The 14,221-nt window shown below is 55.8% G+C and carries 18 protein-coding genes; 13 read left to right on the top strand and 5 right to left on the bottom strand.

Translation table 11 applies throughout. The features are described 5' to 3' along the window. The first annotated feature begins 208 nt into the window (after nt 1–208). The 5 genes from argT to hisP all read left to right on the top strand — a co-directional run bounded on the left by argT (nt 209) and on the right by hisP (nt 4,270). On the top strand, nt 209–991 hold the full coding sequence (gene argT / locus V1566_RS19005; RefSeq protein ID WP_023312560.1) for a lysine/arginine/ornithine ABC transporter substrate-binding protein ArgT: 783 nt from the start codon (nt 209–211) through the stop codon (nt 989–991). A gap of 226 nt (nt 992–1,217) precedes the next feature. Continuing rightward, nucleotides 1,218–2,000: a histidine ABC transporter substrate-binding protein HisJ gene (gene hisJ, locus V1566_RS19000; RefSeq protein WP_024908950.1), complete on the top strand. Its 783-nt coding sequence runs from the start codon at nt 1,218–1,220 to the stop codon at nt 1,998–2,000. 88 nt (nt 2,001–2,088) lie between these two features. Beyond that, the gene (locus tag V1566_RS18995) at nt 2,089–2,775 is read left to right on the top strand and encodes a histidine ABC transporter permease HisQ (RefSeq protein WP_014832782.1); all 687 of its coding nucleotides are present in this window, start codon (nt 2,089–2,091) and stop codon (nt 2,773–2,775) included. Next, complete coding sequence (locus tag V1566_RS18990) at nt 2,772–3,488, top strand: ABC transporter permease (protein WP_014071132.1); 717 nt, start codon at nt 2,772–2,774, stop codon at nt 3,486–3,488. Before V1566_RS18995 ends, V1566_RS18990 begins: the two co-directional genes overlap by 4 nt. 8 nt (nt 3,489–3,496) lie before the next feature. After that, the gene (gene hisP / locus V1566_RS18985) at nt 3,497–4,270 is read left to right on the top strand and encodes a histidine ABC transporter ATP-binding protein HisP (RefSeq protein ID WP_023312558.1); all 774 of its coding nucleotides are present in this window, start codon (nt 3,497–3,499) and stop codon (nt 4,268–4,270) included. A gap of 100 nt (nt 4,271–4,370) precedes the next feature. On the opposite strand, the gene V1566_RS18980 is transcribed toward hisP, so the two are convergent. From V1566_RS18980 to yfcG, 4 genes are all read right to left on the bottom strand, one after another. Then, the gene (locus V1566_RS18980) at nt 4,371–4,880 is read right to left on the bottom strand and encodes a GNAT family N-acetyltransferase (protein WP_395304326.1); all 510 of its coding nucleotides are present in this window, start codon (nt 4,878–4,880) and stop codon (nt 4,371–4,373) included. Between the two features lie 44 nt (nt 4,881–4,924). Further along, nucleotides 4,925–5,818, bottom strand: coding sequence for a TIGR01777 family oxidoreductase (locus tag V1566_RS18975; protein WP_395304325.1), 894 nt, complete (start codon nt 5,816–5,818; stop codon nt 4,925–4,927). Between the two features lie 13 nt (nt 5,819–5,831). After that, the gene (folX, locus tag V1566_RS18970; protein ID WP_395304324.1) at nt 5,832–6,200 is read right to left on the bottom strand and encodes a dihydroneopterin triphosphate 2'-epimerase; all 369 of its coding nucleotides are present in this window, start codon (nt 6,198–6,200) and stop codon (nt 5,832–5,834) included. A 75-nt stretch (nt 6,201–6,275) separates the two neighbouring features. Beyond that, nucleotides 6,276–6,905, bottom strand: coding sequence for a GSH-dependent disulfide bond oxidoreductase (yfcG, locus tag V1566_RS18965; protein ID WP_395304323.1), 630 nt, complete (start codon nt 6,903–6,905; stop codon nt 6,276–6,278). 140 nt (nt 6,906–7,045) lie between these two features. Here yfcG and yfcF point away from each other — a divergent pair, with 140 nt between their 5' ends. Genes yfcF through yfcD form a run of 3 tightly spaced genes read left to right on the top strand, consistent with a single transcriptional unit; the run spans nt 7,046 to nt 8,908 of the window. Further along, nucleotides 7,046–7,690: a glutathione transferase gene (yfcF, locus tag V1566_RS18960; protein WP_395304322.1), complete on the top strand. Its 645-nt coding sequence runs from the start codon at nt 7,046–7,048 to the stop codon at nt 7,688–7,690. Nucleotides 7,691–7,746: 56 nt separating this feature from the next. After that, entirely contained in the window at nt 7,747–8,298 is a 552-nt protein-coding gene (gene yfcE / locus V1566_RS18955; RefSeq protein ID WP_395304321.1) for a phosphodiesterase, read from the top strand. A 55-nt stretch (nt 8,299–8,353) separates the two neighbouring features. Continuing rightward, on the top strand, nt 8,354–8,908 hold the full coding sequence (yfcD, locus tag V1566_RS18950) for an NUDIX hydrolase YfcD (protein WP_023312551.1): 555 nt from the start codon (nt 8,354–8,356) through the stop codon (nt 8,906–8,908). A 3-nt stretch (nt 8,909–8,911) separates the two neighbouring features. Here the strand turns inward: yfcD and V1566_RS18945 are convergent, their stop codons facing one another. Then, on the bottom strand, nt 8,912–9,931 hold the full coding sequence (locus tag V1566_RS18945; protein ID WP_395304320.1) for a LacI family DNA-binding transcriptional regulator: 1,020 nt from the start codon (nt 9,929–9,931) through the stop codon (nt 8,912–8,914). 234 nt (nt 9,932–10,165) lie between these two features. Here V1566_RS18945 and V1566_RS18940 point away from each other — a divergent pair, with 234 nt between their 5' ends. From V1566_RS18940 to V1566_RS18920, 5 genes are all read left to right on the top strand, one after another. Beyond that, nucleotides 10,166–10,609, top strand: coding sequence for a PTS sugar transporter subunit IIA (locus V1566_RS18940; protein WP_395304319.1), 444 nt, complete (start codon nt 10,166–10,168; stop codon nt 10,607–10,609). An 80-nt stretch (nt 10,610–10,689) separates the two neighbouring features. After that, nucleotides 10,690–10,962: a PTS sugar transporter subunit IIB gene (locus V1566_RS18935; protein ID WP_395304318.1), complete on the top strand. Its 273-nt coding sequence runs from the start codon at nt 10,690–10,692 to the stop codon at nt 10,960–10,962. Between the two features lie 21 nt (nt 10,963–10,983). Next, nucleotides 10,984–12,375: a PTS ascorbate transporter subunit IIC gene (locus tag V1566_RS18930; RefSeq protein ID WP_023336412.1), complete on the top strand. Its 1,392-nt coding sequence runs from the start codon at nt 10,984–10,986 to the stop codon at nt 12,373–12,375. Further along, nucleotides 12,372–13,202 (top strand): transketolase, encoded by an 831-nt coding sequence (locus V1566_RS18925; RefSeq protein ID WP_213820409.1) that lies wholly within the window; start codon nt 12,372–12,374, stop codon nt 13,200–13,202. The genes V1566_RS18930 and V1566_RS18925 overlap by 4 nt, the downstream gene beginning before the upstream one ends. Beyond that, a complete protein-coding gene (locus V1566_RS18920; RefSeq protein WP_395304317.1) occupies nt 13,195–14,148 on the top strand; it encodes a transketolase family protein in 954 nt (317 codons plus the stop codon). The genes V1566_RS18925 and V1566_RS18920 overlap by 8 nt, the downstream gene beginning before the upstream one ends. Nucleotides 14,149–14,221 lie beyond the last annotated feature (73 nt).

Below are 14,221 nucleotides of genomic sequence, written 5' to 3'. Positions count from 1 at the left end.
TAATTCGTTTTTTCCCTTTTTCTCTTTCCGGTTCGTTCGGCAGACCTGCTATCTTTCACCATTAAGGCAATATCGCAACGTTTTATTAACATATTTAACGTCGAAGTTTTGACCAGACGGCAATGTGGCATAAGACCTGCAAGATGAAGCCTGCAACACAACACACAACACAATACATAATAAAATCACGGTACTTGAGGGTAAATGTATGAAGAAGACGGTTCTGGCTCTGTCTTTGCTCGTGGGGTTAAGTGCGGCAGCAGGTAGCTACGCAGCGCTTCCACAGACGGTTCGTATCGGTACAGACGCAACCTACGCGCCATTCTCTTCCAAGGATGCGAAAGGCGATTTCGTGGGGTTTGATATCGATCTGGGAAATGAAATGTGCAAACGCATTGCGGTGAAATGCACATGGGTGGGCAGCGACTTTGACGCGTTAATCCCGTCGCTGAAAGCCAAGAAAATCGACGCCATTATCTCTTCTCTCTCCATCACCGAAAAACGCCAGCAGGAGATTGCCTTCTCTGACAAGCTCTACGCCGCGGATTCTCGCCTGATTGCGCCGAAAGGTTCCCCGATTAAGCCAACCATCGACTCGCTGAAAGGCAAGCATGTTGGCGTGCTTCAGGGATCGACTCAGGAAGGTTATGCCAATGCGACCTGGCGTGAGAAGGGTGTAGACGTGGTGGCTTACCAGAACCAGGATCTGATTTACTCTGACCTGGCCGCAGGCCGTCTGGATGCCGCATTCCAGGATGAAGTCGCCGCGAGCGAAGGCTTCCTGAAACAGCCTGCGGGTAAAGACTACGCGTTTGCGGGCCCGTCGGTAAAAGACAAAAAATACTTTGGTGACGGCACCGGTATTGGCCTGCGTAAGGATGATACCGAGCTGAAAGCCGCCTTCGACAAAGCTTTTGCAGAGCTGCGTAAAGACGGTACTTACGACAAACTGGCGAAGAAATACTTCGACTTCAATGTATACGGTGAATAATACCTGGCGCTAACGCACCGCAAAGGTGCGTTACGGGAGTGGTTGACCCAATACGGTGCATTTGTTGCACCGTATTGGATCGCTTTGTGCATACTTACGCATTTATAATGCAAAAATTCCCGCCTTAAGGGCATTAGTCTTTGCCTGACAGAGGGGATTGATGGCACATTAGCACCACCCCGTCGTCGTAAAAATCCCGTATGAAGACAGTTTGTTGAGGACAAATATGAAAAAACTCGTGTTGTCACTATCTCTGGTACTGGCCTTTTCCAGCGCCACCGCGGCATTCGCAGCCATTCCGCAGAAAATTCGGATTGGTACCGATCCAACCTATGCGCCGTTCGAATCGAAGAATTCAAAGGGTGAACTGGTCGGTTTTGACATCGATCTGGCTAACGAGCTGTGCAAACGCATCAAAGCACAGTGTACCTACGTTGAGAACCCGCTGGATGCGCTGATCCCATCCCTGAAAGCGAAAAAAATCGACGTGATTATGTCCTCGCTCTCCATCACCGAAAAACGCCAGCAGGAGATTGCCTTCACCGACAAACTCTACGCGGCCGATTCTCGTCTGGTAGTGGCTAAATCTTCTGACGTTCAGCCAACGCTGGAGTCCCTGAAAGGCAAACGCGTCGGTGTGCTGCAGGGCACCACGCAGGAAACCTACGGCAACGAACACTGGGCGCCGAAGGGGATTGAAATTGTCTCCTACCAGGGCCAGGAAAATATCTACGCTGACCTGACGGCAGGCCGAATTGATGCGGCATTCCAGGATGAAGTCGCGGCAAGCGAAGGCTTCCTGAAAACGCCGGTGGGTAAAGATTACAAGTTTGGCGGCCCATCCATTAAGGACGTGAAGTTGTTTGGTGTGGGCACCGGTATGGGCCTGCGCAAAGAAGACAACGAACTGCGTGAGGCGCTGAACAAAGCGTTTGCTGAAATGCGCGCTGACGGAACTTACGACAAGCTGGCGAAAAAGTACTTTGATTTTAATGTTTACGGCGGCTAATCGCCCCGTCAAATAACGTGCGGCCCCTCCCGCAGTGGGAGGGGAAAAGACACGGTTCCACCACTCACGATACGACAGGGCTCGCGGTATGCTGTACGGATTTTCTGGCGTTATTTTACAGGGCGCGCTTGTCACCCTTGAGCTGGCTATCAGCTCCGTGGTGCTGGCGGTGCTGATAGGTCTGGCAGGCGCAGGGGCGAAGCTTTCGGCTAACAAACCGCTGGCGCTAATTTTTGAAGGCTACACCACGCTTATTCGCGGCGTTCCCGATCTGGTGCTGATGCTGCTTATCTTTTACGGTCTGCAGATTGCGCTGAACAGCGTAACGGACGCGATGGGCATGGGACAAATTGATATCGACCCGATGGTGGCCGGTATTATTACCCTCGGTTTTATCTACGGTGCTTACTTCACCGAAACCTTCCGCGGTGCCTACATGGCCGTGCCGAAGGGCCACATTGAGGCGGCAACCGCATTTGGTTTTACCTCTTCACAAACGTTTCGTCGGATTATGTTCCCGGCCATGATGCGCTACGCGCTCCCGGGCATCGGCAACAACTGGCAGGTTATCCTCAAAGCGACAGCGCTGGTCTCGCTGCTCGGTCTGGAAGACGTTGTGAAAGCGACTCAGCTGGCGGGCAAGAGCACCTGGGAGCCGTTCTACTTTGCGGTGGTCTGCGGCGTGATTTATCTGGTCTTTACTACCGTCTCCAATGGTGTGCTGCTTCTGCTTGAGCGTCGCTACTCCGTGGGTGTGAAGAGGGCTGACCTGTGATTGAGATTATTCAGGAATACTGGAAATCCCTGCTGTGGACGGATGGCTACCGCTTTACCGGCGTGGCGATCACGCTCTGGCTACTGATCTCCTCCGTGGTGATGGGCGGCGTTCTGGCGGTATTTCTTGCCATTGGCCGCGTGTCGAACAATAAATTTATCCAGTTCCCGATCTGGCTGTTTACCTACGTGTTTCGCGGTACGCCGCTGTACGTGCAGCTGCTGGTGTTCTATTCGGGGATGTATACGCTTGAGATCGTAAAAGGCACTGAGATGCTGAATGCGTTCTTCCGCAGCGGTCTGAACTGTACGGTGCTGGCGTTGACGCTCAACACCTGCGCCTACACCACCGAGATTTTCGCGGGGGCAATTCGCTCTGTCCCTTACGGTGAGATTGAAGCGGCGCGCGCCTACGGCTTTTCCTCAGTGAAACTTTATCGCTGCATTATTCTGCCGTCGGCACTGCGTATTGCGTTACCGGCGTACAGCAACGAAGTGATTTTGATGCTGCACTCCACCGCGCTGGCCTTTACCGCGACGGTGCCGGACCTGCTCAAAATCGCGCGCGATATTAACTCCGCAACCTATCAGCCGTTTACCGCGTTTGGCATTGCGGCGGTGCTCTATTTAATTATCTCTTATGTTTTGATTAGCCTGTTCCGTAAGGCTGAAAAACGCTGGTTGCAGCATATAAAACCTTCTTCGACGCACTGAGAAAGATGATGGCTGAGAACAAATTAAACGTTATTGATTTGCACAAACGCTACGGCGAACATGAAGTGCTGAAAGGGGTGTCGCTGCAGGCAAATGCGGGCGACGTGATCAGTATCATCGGCTCATCCGGCTCGGGTAAAAGTACCTTCCTGCGCTGCATTAACTTCCTCGAAAAGCCGAGCGAAGGCTCGATTGTGGTGAGCGGGCAGAATATTAACCTGGTCCGTGACAAAGACGGCCAGTTGAAGGTCGCGGATAAACATCAGCTGCGCCTGCTGCGCACGCGCCTGACGATGGTGTTCCAGCACTTCAACCTCTGGAGCCACATGACGGTGCTGGAGAACGTGATGGAAGCGCCGATTCAGGTGCTGGGCCTGAGCAAGCAGGAAGCCCGCGAGCGTGCGGTGAAATACCTGGCGAAAGTGGGTATCGACGAGCGCCAGCAGATGAAATACCCGGTGCATCTCTCCGGTGGTCAGCAGCAGCGTGTCTCCATCGCGCGCGCGCTGGCGATGGAACCGGAGGTGCTGCTGTTCGACGAACCGACCTCCGCGCTGGACCCGGAACTCGTTGGCGAAGTGCTGCGCATCATGCAGAAGTTGGCCGAAGAGGGCAAAACGATGGTGGTGGTGACGCACGAGATGGGCTTTGCCCGTAACGTCTCGAACCACGTGATTTTCCTGCATCAGGGGAAAATTGAAGAGCAGGGCCACCCGGACGAGGTGCTGGCGAACCCGCAAAGTCCGCGTTTGCAGCAGTTCCTCAAAGGATCTCTGAAGTAAAGAGGGCATCAGCCCGCAGTGCAGCCCAATCGCCCGGTGGCGCTTCGCTTACCGGGCCTACAAAAACCGTAGGCCGGGCAAACGCAGTGCCGCCCGGCATTCAGGCCGCACCGCATTCCAGTCGAAACACCCAGTCGTCATAGCGCACGCCGTCAATTTCATACGCCTTTTCCAGCACCTGCGTACGCACAAACCCGGCTTTCTCCAGCACCCGCACCGAACCGCCGTTATCCGCCAGCACGTACGCGTTAATCGCTTTCACGCTGGTCTGGTTAAACGCGTACTCACACACCGCGCGCAGCGCCTCGCTGGCAATCCCTTTTCCCTGCGCGGCAGGCACGACCGTGTAGCCGATGTCGGCCTCTTCACGATTCTCAGGGCTGATTTGCAGGCCAATATCGCCCAGCGGCGCATCGTCCTCCAGAGAGCGGATCACGAAGACATGCTCCGCCATCAGGCGTGCGGCAAACACGCGTCGGGTCTCTTTTTCCGGCGTGATGGCGGCCATGTAGCGCATGATGCTGCGATCTTCACGCAGCGAGCGGAAGAAGGCCCAGTCAGTGGGTTCGAAAGGAGTGAGGTGAAGCCGGGGAGTGGTGATCGTTGCCATTGTTACGCCATTTCTTCGGAACATGGCCTGTCACTGTAACATATTCACCGCACCACATCCCCCAGCGCCTCTTCTAATTCATACCAGCGGAACGCAAAGCCGGCCGCTTCCAGCCGTTTTGGCAGCGCCCGCTGCCCGCCTAATACCAGCACGGACGCTTCACCCATCATCAGACGAATGACCGTGGCAGGTACGCGTAAAATCGCCGGGCGGTGCAGGGCATGTCCCAGCGCGTGGGCAAACTGTTCATTACGCACCGGATACGGCGCAACCATGTTAAACGGCCCGCGCAGATCGTTATCCAGCAGCCAGAGAATACCGTTGACCATATCGTCGATATGGATCCACGCCAGGTACTGACGACCATTGCCGATGGGGCCGCCGAGTCCGAGCCGGAAAGAGGGAAGCATCTTCGCCAGAATACCGCCTTTCGGCGCAAGCACGACGCCGGTCCGCAGCAGGCAGACACGGGTACGATCGCTCTGCGCCGCACAGGCGATACGCTCCCACTGGGCGCAAAGTTTATGGGTAAACTCGTTATGGGGCGGCTCTTCCTCGGTTACCACCACCTCGCCGAGATCGCCGTAATAGCCCACCGCTGAACCCGAAATCAACACCGAAGGCGGCGTGTGGCTATTGCGGATCAGCTCGACCAGCTTTTCGGTGATGTTCCACCGACTGCTGCATAACAGCTGTTTTTGCTCTTCCGTCCAGCGCTTATCGGCGATGGGTTCACCCGCGAGGTTAATAACGGCGTCGAAGCCGTCCAGATTTTGCTGCTCAGCCAGATTTTTCCAGATATCGATACCCGCCCCCAGCACCTGGCGCGCTTTCTCCGGGCTGCGCGTGACCACGGTAATGTCGTGATGCAAGGCCTGCAGACGCGCAATGAGGTGACGACCAATCAGGCCTGTACCGCCGGTCAGCAAAATCTTCATACAACCTCCAGGTTTACGCCTGGCGTCGCCAGCTTAACGTCATGGAGACGGAATCGGCGTAGCGCAGGGCGTGAAGTTTATCGATCTCAACTTCAGCATAAGTGACCCAGTGATGTTCGCGTGCGATATCGAGCACATCCTGAGTTAATTTTTCCAGCAGAGAGAAGCGGTTATTCTCGACAAACTGGATAATGTTCTTGGTTATTGTGCGGTAGTTCAGCGCGTCGTTGATGTCTTCGCTGGCGCGCGCTTTGTCTGCGGGGTAGTGAATCACCACATTAATGACAATATCCTGACGGTTGGCGATCTCTTCCTCTTTGATACCGATGAAGGTACGCAAGCGTAAATTTTTTATACGAATAACAGCATCTGGCTGTGACATTGCAGGTCTTCTCCGTGTCAGTATTTCCTGCCCATAATACATGAGAGCCTCACAGGCACCCAGCCTCATACGGGGTTAAATTTGCTGGATTTTTTGCATCGCCCGCTCGGTGGCTGGGCGGGTTCGAATGCGCTCAAACCAGTTGTTCACCGCCGGGTAAGAGGCCAGGTCAATGCGGTGCTTTTCATGCGTATTCACCCACGGCCAGCAGGCGATGTCAGCAATACTGTAATGATCGCCCCCGAGCCACGGCGTTTTCTCCAGCCGACGGTTCAGAACGTCATACAGCCGTTGAGTCTCTACCTGATAGCGCTCTATCGCATAAGGAATGGGCCGCGGGGCGTAAGCGGTAAAGTGATGGTTTTGACCCAGCATGGGCCCCAGCCCGCTCGCCTGCCAGAAGAGCCATTGCAGGGTATGGTGACGCTCGCGCAGTTCGCCGCTCAGCAGTTTGCCGGTTTTCTCCGCCAGGTAGAGCAAAATTTCACCGGATTCAAACAGGCTCAGCGGTCTGCCCCCGTCCGCCGGCTGGTTATCAATAATGGCCGGGATTTTATTATTCGGCGAGATAGCCAGAAAGAGAGGGCTGAACTGATCGCCTTTGCTGATATCCACGCGAATGATCCTGTAATCCAGCTCGGCTTCTTCAAGAAAGAGGGTGATCTTATGGCCGTTTGGGGTAGGGGCGTAATAAAGGTCGATCATTCTCAACTCCTGTCCATGCGAAGAGTGGTGCCATGACAAATGAGTATAGGTGGTTGTTGTAAATCGTGAGTTTTCATCAAGTGACAGCGAGGCAAAGAGATTATATGTTGAGTAAAAACCGATCAGCCTATGAGGATGTTATGAACCAGCCCGTAATCACGTTGTGGTCCGATGCGAATTTCTTTTCTCCCTATGTTATGAGCGTATACGTTGCGCTGGCCGAAAAAGGGCTCACTTTTACGCTGAAGACCGTCGATCTCGACGGCGGTGAACACCTCAAACCGCAGTGGCAAGGTTACGACCTGACCCGGCGCGTGCCGGTGCTGGAGATTGACGGTTTTGCCCTGAGCGAATCGTCGGCGATTGATGAATATCTGGAAGATCGGTTTGCGCCGCCTGAGTGGGAGCGCATCTATCCGCACGATCTGCAAAAACGCGCGCGGGCGCGACAGATTCAGGCGTGGCTGCGAAGCGATCTGGTGCCGATTCGCGTGGAACGTTCGACGGACGTCGTGTTTGCCGGAGTGAAAAAGCCAGCGCTCAGCGCAGAAGGCAGCGAAAGCGCACAGAAACTGATTGAAACCGCCACCGCGCTGCTATCCCACGGCAACCCGAACCTGTTCGGCGAGTGGTGCATTGCTGACACCGATCTGGCGTTGATGCTTAACCGCCTGATCCTCAACGGCGATGAGGTGCCCCAGCTGCTGGTGGATTATGCCGCGTTTCAGTGGCAGCGCGCCTCCGTGCAGCGCTATGTGGCACTCTCGGCTAAGCGCGCGGGCTGATAAGCCCTGACGCTTCAGGTATGATGGGGGCAGTCTGTTTTCCCGAGGAGTGACTGATGAAACTGATGTTTGCGTCGGATATCCATGGATCGCTGCCCGCTACCGAGCGTGTCCTCACCCTGTTTGCACAAAGCGGCGCGCAGTGGCTGATTATTCTGGGGGATGTGCTCAATCACGGCCCGCGAAACGCGCTGCCGGAGGGCTACTCCCCTGCACAGGTCGCGGAAAAGCTCAACCCGTTTGCCTCGCGCATTATCGCCGTTCGCGGCAACTGCGACAGCGAAGTGGACCAGATGCTGCTGCATTTTCCCCTTACTGCGCCGTGGCAACAGGTGCTGCTGGAACAAAGCCGACTATTCCTGACCCATGGGCATCTTTTTAGTCCGGATAATCTCCCGGCGCTCGCGGCTGGCGATGTCCTGGTTTACGGTCATACTCATATTCCGGTTGCTGAAAAGCGCGGTGAGATTTATCACTTCAATCCGGGGTCGGTCAGCATACCGAAAGGCGGCTATCCTGCGAGCTATGGCATGCTGGATGAAAATACCCTGAGCGTTATCGCACTTAATGATCAGCAAGTTATTGCGCAGATAGCGATTAATCCGTAAGTTACACCTCAACTGCAAACGCGCCGAAAGAGCGCTTAGAAGAGAAGGTTTCCCGATGGTGGAGCAGAGTCATTTGGCAAGTACAGAGTGGGTTGACATTGTCAGCGAAGAGAATGAAGTGATCGCGCAGGCCAGCCGCGAACAAATGCGTGCGGAGCGTCTGCGCCACCGCGCAACGTACATTGTTGTGCATGACGGGATGGGCAAAATTCTGGTCCAGCGCCGTACGGACACCAAAGATTTTCTCCCGGGTATGCTGGATGCCACCGCAGGTGGGGTTGTGCAGGCAGATGAAGTGCTGCTGGATTCCGCGCGTCGTGAAGCGGAAGAAGAGTTAGGTATTGCCGGCGTGCCGTTTGCCGAGCACGGTCAGTTCTATTTCGAAGACGAAAACTGCCGCGTCTGGGGCGGGCTGTTTAGCTGCGTTTCTCACGGCCCGTTCGCCCTGCAGGAAGAAGAGGTGAGTGAAGTCAGCTGGATGACGCCGGAAGAGATCACCGCGCGCTGCGACGAGTTTACGCCGGATTCGTTAAAAGCGCTGGCGCTGTGGATGACCCGCAACGCCAAAAACGAATCGACCAAATCAGAAAAAGAGGAAGAGGCTGAGTAAGATTCAGCAACTCTCTCTCAGACACAGACTGGACGCGATGGGCTTTTGATCGCGCCAGTCACCGTCATTCAGACGCTCCAGCAGCGCTTTCCCGGCTTCAATTCCAATCTTACGATGCGGCACCGCCATCGTCGTCAGCGGCGGCTGACAGACGCGGCTCACGTCGCTATCGCCAAAGCCTACCACCGCCAGATCGTCCGGCACCTTGATTCGCCTGCGCTGGCACTCGTACAGCGCGCCGCATGCCAGCTCGTCAGAGACGCACACCAGCGCATCCAGCTCCGGCCACGCCAGCAGGAATTCTGGCAGCTGTGCCGCGCCGGTCGAGAAGCTCGGCGGCATCGCCGCGTTAATGACCCGGGTCGGCGACATATGGTGGCGAAGCATGGCTTTGTACCAGCCCTGCAAATGCTGCTGGAAAATCCACTGCTCCTGGTTGGCGCACAGCAGGCCAATATTTTGATAGCCGCGCTTAATCACCATTTCCGTGAGTTCATACATGGCCGCTACGTTATCAATCCCGATATTCATATCAATCGGGTCGGCGCGCATGGCGCCCATCTCCATCACCGGAATAGAGGCGTTTTTCAGCCAGTGGCGAACGGTGTCGGTATGTTCAACGCTGAGCAGGATAGCGGCGGCAATATTCGACGCCAGCAGTGTCTCCAGCAACTTCTCCTCCTGCTCAAGACGATGCTGGGATTCAGCCAGCATGATCTGATACCCGGCAGGTTGTAGCACCTGCTGTAGCCCGGCGAACATCTCCGAGCAGCCGGCTTCTGAGAGATTAGGCACCACCATGGCTATCGTCCATGACGACGCCGAGGCCAGCGCGCTGGCGGCAAGATTAGGCATATAGCCCAGCGCCTGCACGGCAGCTTCAATTTTTTCTCGTAGTTTATCGGAAACTTGTTCGGGCGTGCGGAGTGCACGGGACACGGTCATCGTGCCCACACCGGCAAGCTGTGCGACATCGGCGAGTGTCACTTTACCAGTACTGCGCCGTTTTCGGGTTAGAGACATACACCTTCCTGCTGACCAGACGCGTTCTTCATTTCCTTCGCTTCACGTGACAGGCAGTATACGCCTTAAATCCCTTTTTTTGCTGTGATTTAGCAGCGTGATTGCAATTTGATAGCGCTATCACATTTCTGCATGTTAACCATTGGTAGCGCTATCTTTGTGATCGTGATCGCAGTCATTCAGCGATGTGTTGAATAAAGTTTGCTCATCTTAAGCGTGTCGTGGGAGTGAAAAGTGCTCAAAAAATGGATATATGATACAACCATCACGCTGCAGGATAGCGTGGAAAACTGGCCACAGGCGCTGGAGCTGTGCGCGAAGCCGCTGCTGGATTTGCAGGTGATTGAGCCTGAATATGTCACCGCCATCATCCAGCAGCATCACACGTTAGGACCTTATTATGTGCTGGCACCAGGGCTGGCTATGCCGCATGCGCGGCCGGAGGAAGGCGCCAAAGGACTGGGGTTGTCTTTATTAAAACTAAAACAGGGCGTCTCGTTTGGTGCCGGTGAGTTTGACCCTGTCGATGTCATTATTATGCTCGCGGCACCCGACAAAAATAGCCATATCGAGATGATCTCAGCGCTGGCTGAATTATTTTCCAGCGATGCAGATATGGCTGAACTGCATCAGGCGAATACCCTGGAGGAAATTAAAACGATTATTGACCGCTTCTGATTTAATTCTTTAATCCGATTATTCACAACATTACGCGCCAGCGTGATGGGGCGTGCTCTACTCAAAACAAGGGGACAACAATGAAAATTATGGCTATTTGCGGTTCCGGCCTGGGCAGCAGTTTTATGGTTGAAATGAATATTAAAAAGGTGCTTAAAAAGCTGGAGATTGAGGCTGAGGTTGAACATTCCGATCTCTCCTCGGCTACGGCGGGTGCAGCCGATCTTTTCGTGATGGCAAAAGACATTGCGGCCAGCGCCAGCGTGCCGGAAAGCCAGCTGGTAGTGATTAACAACATCATCGACATCAACGAACTTGAAGCGCAGCTGCGCGCCTGGTTCGACAGACAATAACCCTGATAAGGCGAGGTGGATATGTTTATCCTTGAAACGCTGAATTTCGTTGTTGATATTTTAAAAGTCCCTTCGGTGCTGGTTGGTTTAATTGCGCTAATTGGTCTGGTTGCGCAGAAAAAAGCGTTTTCGGACGTGGTGAAAGGGACAATTAAAACTATCCTGGGTTTCATCGTGCTGGGTGGCGGCGCCACGGTACTGGTGGGGTCGTTAAATCCTTTGGGCGGTATGTTTGAACACGCCTTTACGATCCAGGGCATTATTCCAAACAATGAAGCGATTGTGTCAATCGCGCTGGAAAAATACGGTGCAGCGACCGCGCTGATTATGGCCTTCGGCATGGTGGCGAATATTATCGTCGCGCGCTTTACTCGCCTGAAGTACATCTTCCTGACCGGACACCACACGTTTTATATGGCGTGCATGATTGGCGTGATCCTGACGGTCGCGGGCTTTGAGGGCGTGGGTCTGGTCTTTACCGGCTCGCTAATCCTCGGCCTGATCATGGCCTTCTTCCCGGCGATTGCGCAGCGCTACATGAAGCGCATTACCGGCAATGATGAAATTGCCTTCGGCCACTTCGGCACGCTGGGCTACGTGCTGTCCGGCTGGATTGGCAGCAAGGTCGGCAAAGGCTCCCGCTCAACCGAAGAGATGAACCTGCCGAAGAACCTGAGCTTCCTGCGCGACAGCTCGATCTCCATCTCCCTGACCATGATGATTATCTACCTCATCCTCGCGGTGAGCGCCGGGCGCGAGTACGTGGAGGCCACCTTCAGCGGCGGCCAGAACTACCTGGTCTACGCCATCATCATGGCGATCACCTTTGCGGCGGGCGTGTTCATCATCCTGCAGGGCGTGCGCCTGATTCTGGCGGAGATCGTTCCGGCCTTTACCGGCTTCTCGGAGAAACTGGTCCCTAACGCGCGTCCTGCGCTGGACTGCCCGGTGGTCTATCCGTATGCGCCAAACGCGGTGCTGATTGGCTTCCTGTTCAGCTTCCTTGGCGGAATTGTGGGGTTGTTCATCTGCGGTCAGTTTAGCTGGGTGCTGATCCTCCCGGGCGTGGTGCCGCACTTCTTCACCGGCGCCACGGCGGGCGTGTTCGGTAATGCCACCGGTGGACGTCGCGGGGCAATGATTGGCGCCTTTGCTAACGGCCTGCTGATCACCTTCCTGCCGGTCCTGCTGCTGCCGGTGCTGGGCGCCATTGGCTTTGCCAATACCACCTTCTCGGACGCCGACTTCGGCGCGGTCGGGATTGTCCTCGGCAACCTGGCGCGCTTCCTGTCGCCGCTTGCCATCACCGGACTGGTCGTGGCGTTGTTCGCGCTGCTGGTGGCGTACAACGTCTTCGCGAAAAACAAACCTGCGGGCGGTAACGCGCAGGAAAACACCGGAGCCAAATCATGAATGAGAAAGAGATAACCGAACTCGCGCGTCAGATCCGTCTTGAGACGCTGAAATCCCTGACGCAGCTGGGTTTTGGACACTATGGCGGCAGTATGTCGGTGGTTGAAACCCTGGCCGTGCTGTACGGCGCGGTGATGAAAATCGACCCGGCGGATCCGGACTGGCCGGAGCGAGACTATTTTGTCCTGTCGAAAGGTCATGCGGGTCCGGCGCTCTACAGCACGCTGGCGATCAAGGGCTACTTCCCGGTGGAAGAGCTGAGCACCCTGAACCAGAACGGCACGCGCCTGCCAAGCCACCCGGACCGTCTGAAAACGCGCGGCGTAGACGCCACCACCGGTTCGCTGGGGCAGGGGATCTCCATTGCTGGCGGTATGGCGCTCTCGCACAGGCTGGCGGGGCGACCGAATCGGGTCTTCTGCATCGTCGGTGACGGCGAGCTGAACGAGGGGCAGTGCTGGGAGGCGTTCCAGTTTATCGCCCACCATCGGCTGAACAACCTGACGGTGTTCGTAGACTGGAACAAACAGCAGCTCGACGGCGAGCTGGACGAGATCATCAGCGCGTTCGACCTGGAGGGGAAATTCCGCGCCTTTGGCTTTGACGTAGCGACGGTGAAGGGCGACGACATTCCGGGTCTGCTGGCGGTAACGTCGCGGGTCCCGGCTGCCGATGCACGTCCGTTAGTCGTCATCCTCGACAGCGTCAAAGGGCAGGGGGTGCCGTACCTGGAGCAGCTCAGCAACTCGCACCACCTGCGATTGACCGCGGAGAGCAAAGCGGCCCTCAACGAGACGATTCGCCAACTGGAGGCTTCACATGATTAAGGTTGCACCGGCAGGACAGAAAGACGCCGTTGAGATGCGTAAGGTCTACGCGGGCTTCGTGGCAAAGCAGATTGAGGCAGGAAGCGAGATTATCGCCCTGGAAGCGGATCTGATGAGCTCGATGGCGATGGACGGCGTGGCGCGAGATTATCCGCAGCACGTGATTAACTGCGGCATTATGGAGGCCAACGTCATTGGCACCGCGGCGGGGCTGTCGCTTACCGGGCGTAAACCGTTCGTGCACACCTTCACCGCGTTTGCCAGCCGTCGCTGCTTTGACCAGCTGTTTATGTCCCTGGACTACCAGCGCAACAACGTGAAGGTGATTGCCTCGGATGCGGGCGTGACGGCCTGCCACAACGGCGGGACGCATATGTCATTTGAGGATATGGGCATCGTGCGCGGCCTGGCGCATTCGGTGGTGCTGGAGGTTACCGACGCGGTGATGTTCGGGGACGTGCTGCGCCAGCTTATCGACCTCGAAGGCTTCTACTGGGTGCGGACCATTCGTAAGCAGGCACCGAGCGTGTATGCCCCGGGCTCAACCTTCACCATCGGCAAAGGCAACGTGCTGCGCGAAGGAACCGATATTACCCTGATTGCCAACGGCATCATGGTGGCGGAAGCGCTGGAAGCGGCGCGCCAGCTTGAGCAGGAGGGGGTAAGCGCGGCGGTCATCGACATGTTTACCCTGAAGCCCATCGACCGGATGCTGGTGAAAAACTACGCCGAGAAAACCGGACGCATCGTCACCTGTGAAAACCACAGCATTCACAACGGCCTGGGGTCGGCGGTGGCGGAAGTGCTGGTGGAAACCTGCCCGGTACCGATGCGGCGGGTGGGCGTCAAGGAGCGCTACGGCCAGGTGGGTACGCAGGATTTCCTGCAGAAGGAGTATGGCCTGACGGCACATGACATTGTGTCGGCGGCGAGAGAGTTGCTGTAAATAAAAAAGGCGACCGGTTAGGTGGTCGCCTTTCTTGCCGGATGGCGCTTCGCTTATCCGGCCTACAAAACCG

The organism is Enterobacter sp. ECC-019 (assembly GCF_043974075.1).
Taxonomy (GTDB): Bacteria; Pseudomonadota; Gammaproteobacteria; order Enterobacterales; family Enterobacteriaceae; genus Enterobacter; species Enterobacter asburiae_D.
This window is presented reverse-complemented; position numbering and strand designations above follow the sequence as displayed.

Excerpts from the sequence above, each read along its gene's own strand:
- argT (WP_023312560.1), top strand. The coding sequence starts at position 209 with ATGAAGAAGACGGTTCTGGCTCTGTCTTTGCTCGTGGGGTTAAGTGCG.
- hisJ (WP_024908950.1), top strand. The coding sequence starts at position 1,218 with ATGAAAAAACTCGTGTTGTCACTATCTCTGGTACTGGCCTTTTCCAGC.
- V1566_RS18995 (WP_014832782.1), top strand. The coding sequence starts at position 2,089 with ATGCTGTACGGATTTTCTGGCGTTATTTTACAGGGCGCGCTTGTCACC.
- hisP (WP_023312558.1), top strand. The coding sequence starts at position 3,497 with ATGGCTGAGAACAAATTAAACGTTATTGATTTGCACAAACGCTACGGC.
- V1566_RS18980 (WP_395304326.1), bottom strand. The coding sequence starts at position 4,880 with ATGGCAACGATCACCACTCCCCGGCTTCACCTCACTCCTTTCGAACCC.
- V1566_RS18975 (WP_395304325.1), bottom strand. The coding sequence starts at position 5,818 with ATGAAGATTTTGCTGACCGGCGGTACAGGCCTGATTGGTCGTCACCTC.
- folX (WP_395304324.1), bottom strand. The coding sequence starts at position 6,200 with ATGTCACAGCCAGATGCTGTTATTCGTATAAAAAATTTACGCTTGCGT.
- yfcG (WP_395304323.1), bottom strand. The coding sequence starts at position 6,905 with ATGATCGACCTTTATTACGCCCCTACCCCAAACGGCCATAAGATCACC.
- yfcF (WP_395304322.1), top strand. The coding sequence starts at position 7,046 with ATGAACCAGCCCGTAATCACGTTGTGGTCCGATGCGAATTTCTTTTCT.
- yfcE (WP_395304321.1), top strand. The coding sequence starts at position 7,747 with ATGAAACTGATGTTTGCGTCGGATATCCATGGATCGCTGCCCGCTACC.
- yfcD (WP_023312551.1), top strand. The coding sequence starts at position 8,354 with ATGGTGGAGCAGAGTCATTTGGCAAGTACAGAGTGGGTTGACATTGTC.
- V1566_RS18945 (WP_395304320.1), bottom strand. The coding sequence starts at position 9,931 with ATGTCTCTAACCCGAAAACGGCGCAGTACTGGTAAAGTGACACTCGCC.
- V1566_RS18935 (WP_395304318.1), top strand. The coding sequence starts at position 10,690 with ATGAAAATTATGGCTATTTGCGGTTCCGGCCTGGGCAGCAGTTTTATG.
- V1566_RS18930 (WP_023336412.1), top strand. The coding sequence starts at position 10,984 with ATGTTTATCCTTGAAACGCTGAATTTCGTTGTTGATATTTTAAAAGTC.
- V1566_RS18925 (WP_213820409.1), top strand. The coding sequence starts at position 12,372 with ATGAATGAGAAAGAGATAACCGAACTCGCGCGTCAGATCCGTCTTGAG.
- V1566_RS18920 (WP_395304317.1), top strand. The coding sequence starts at position 13,195 with ATGATTAAGGTTGCACCGGCAGGACAGAAAGACGCCGTTGAGATGCGT.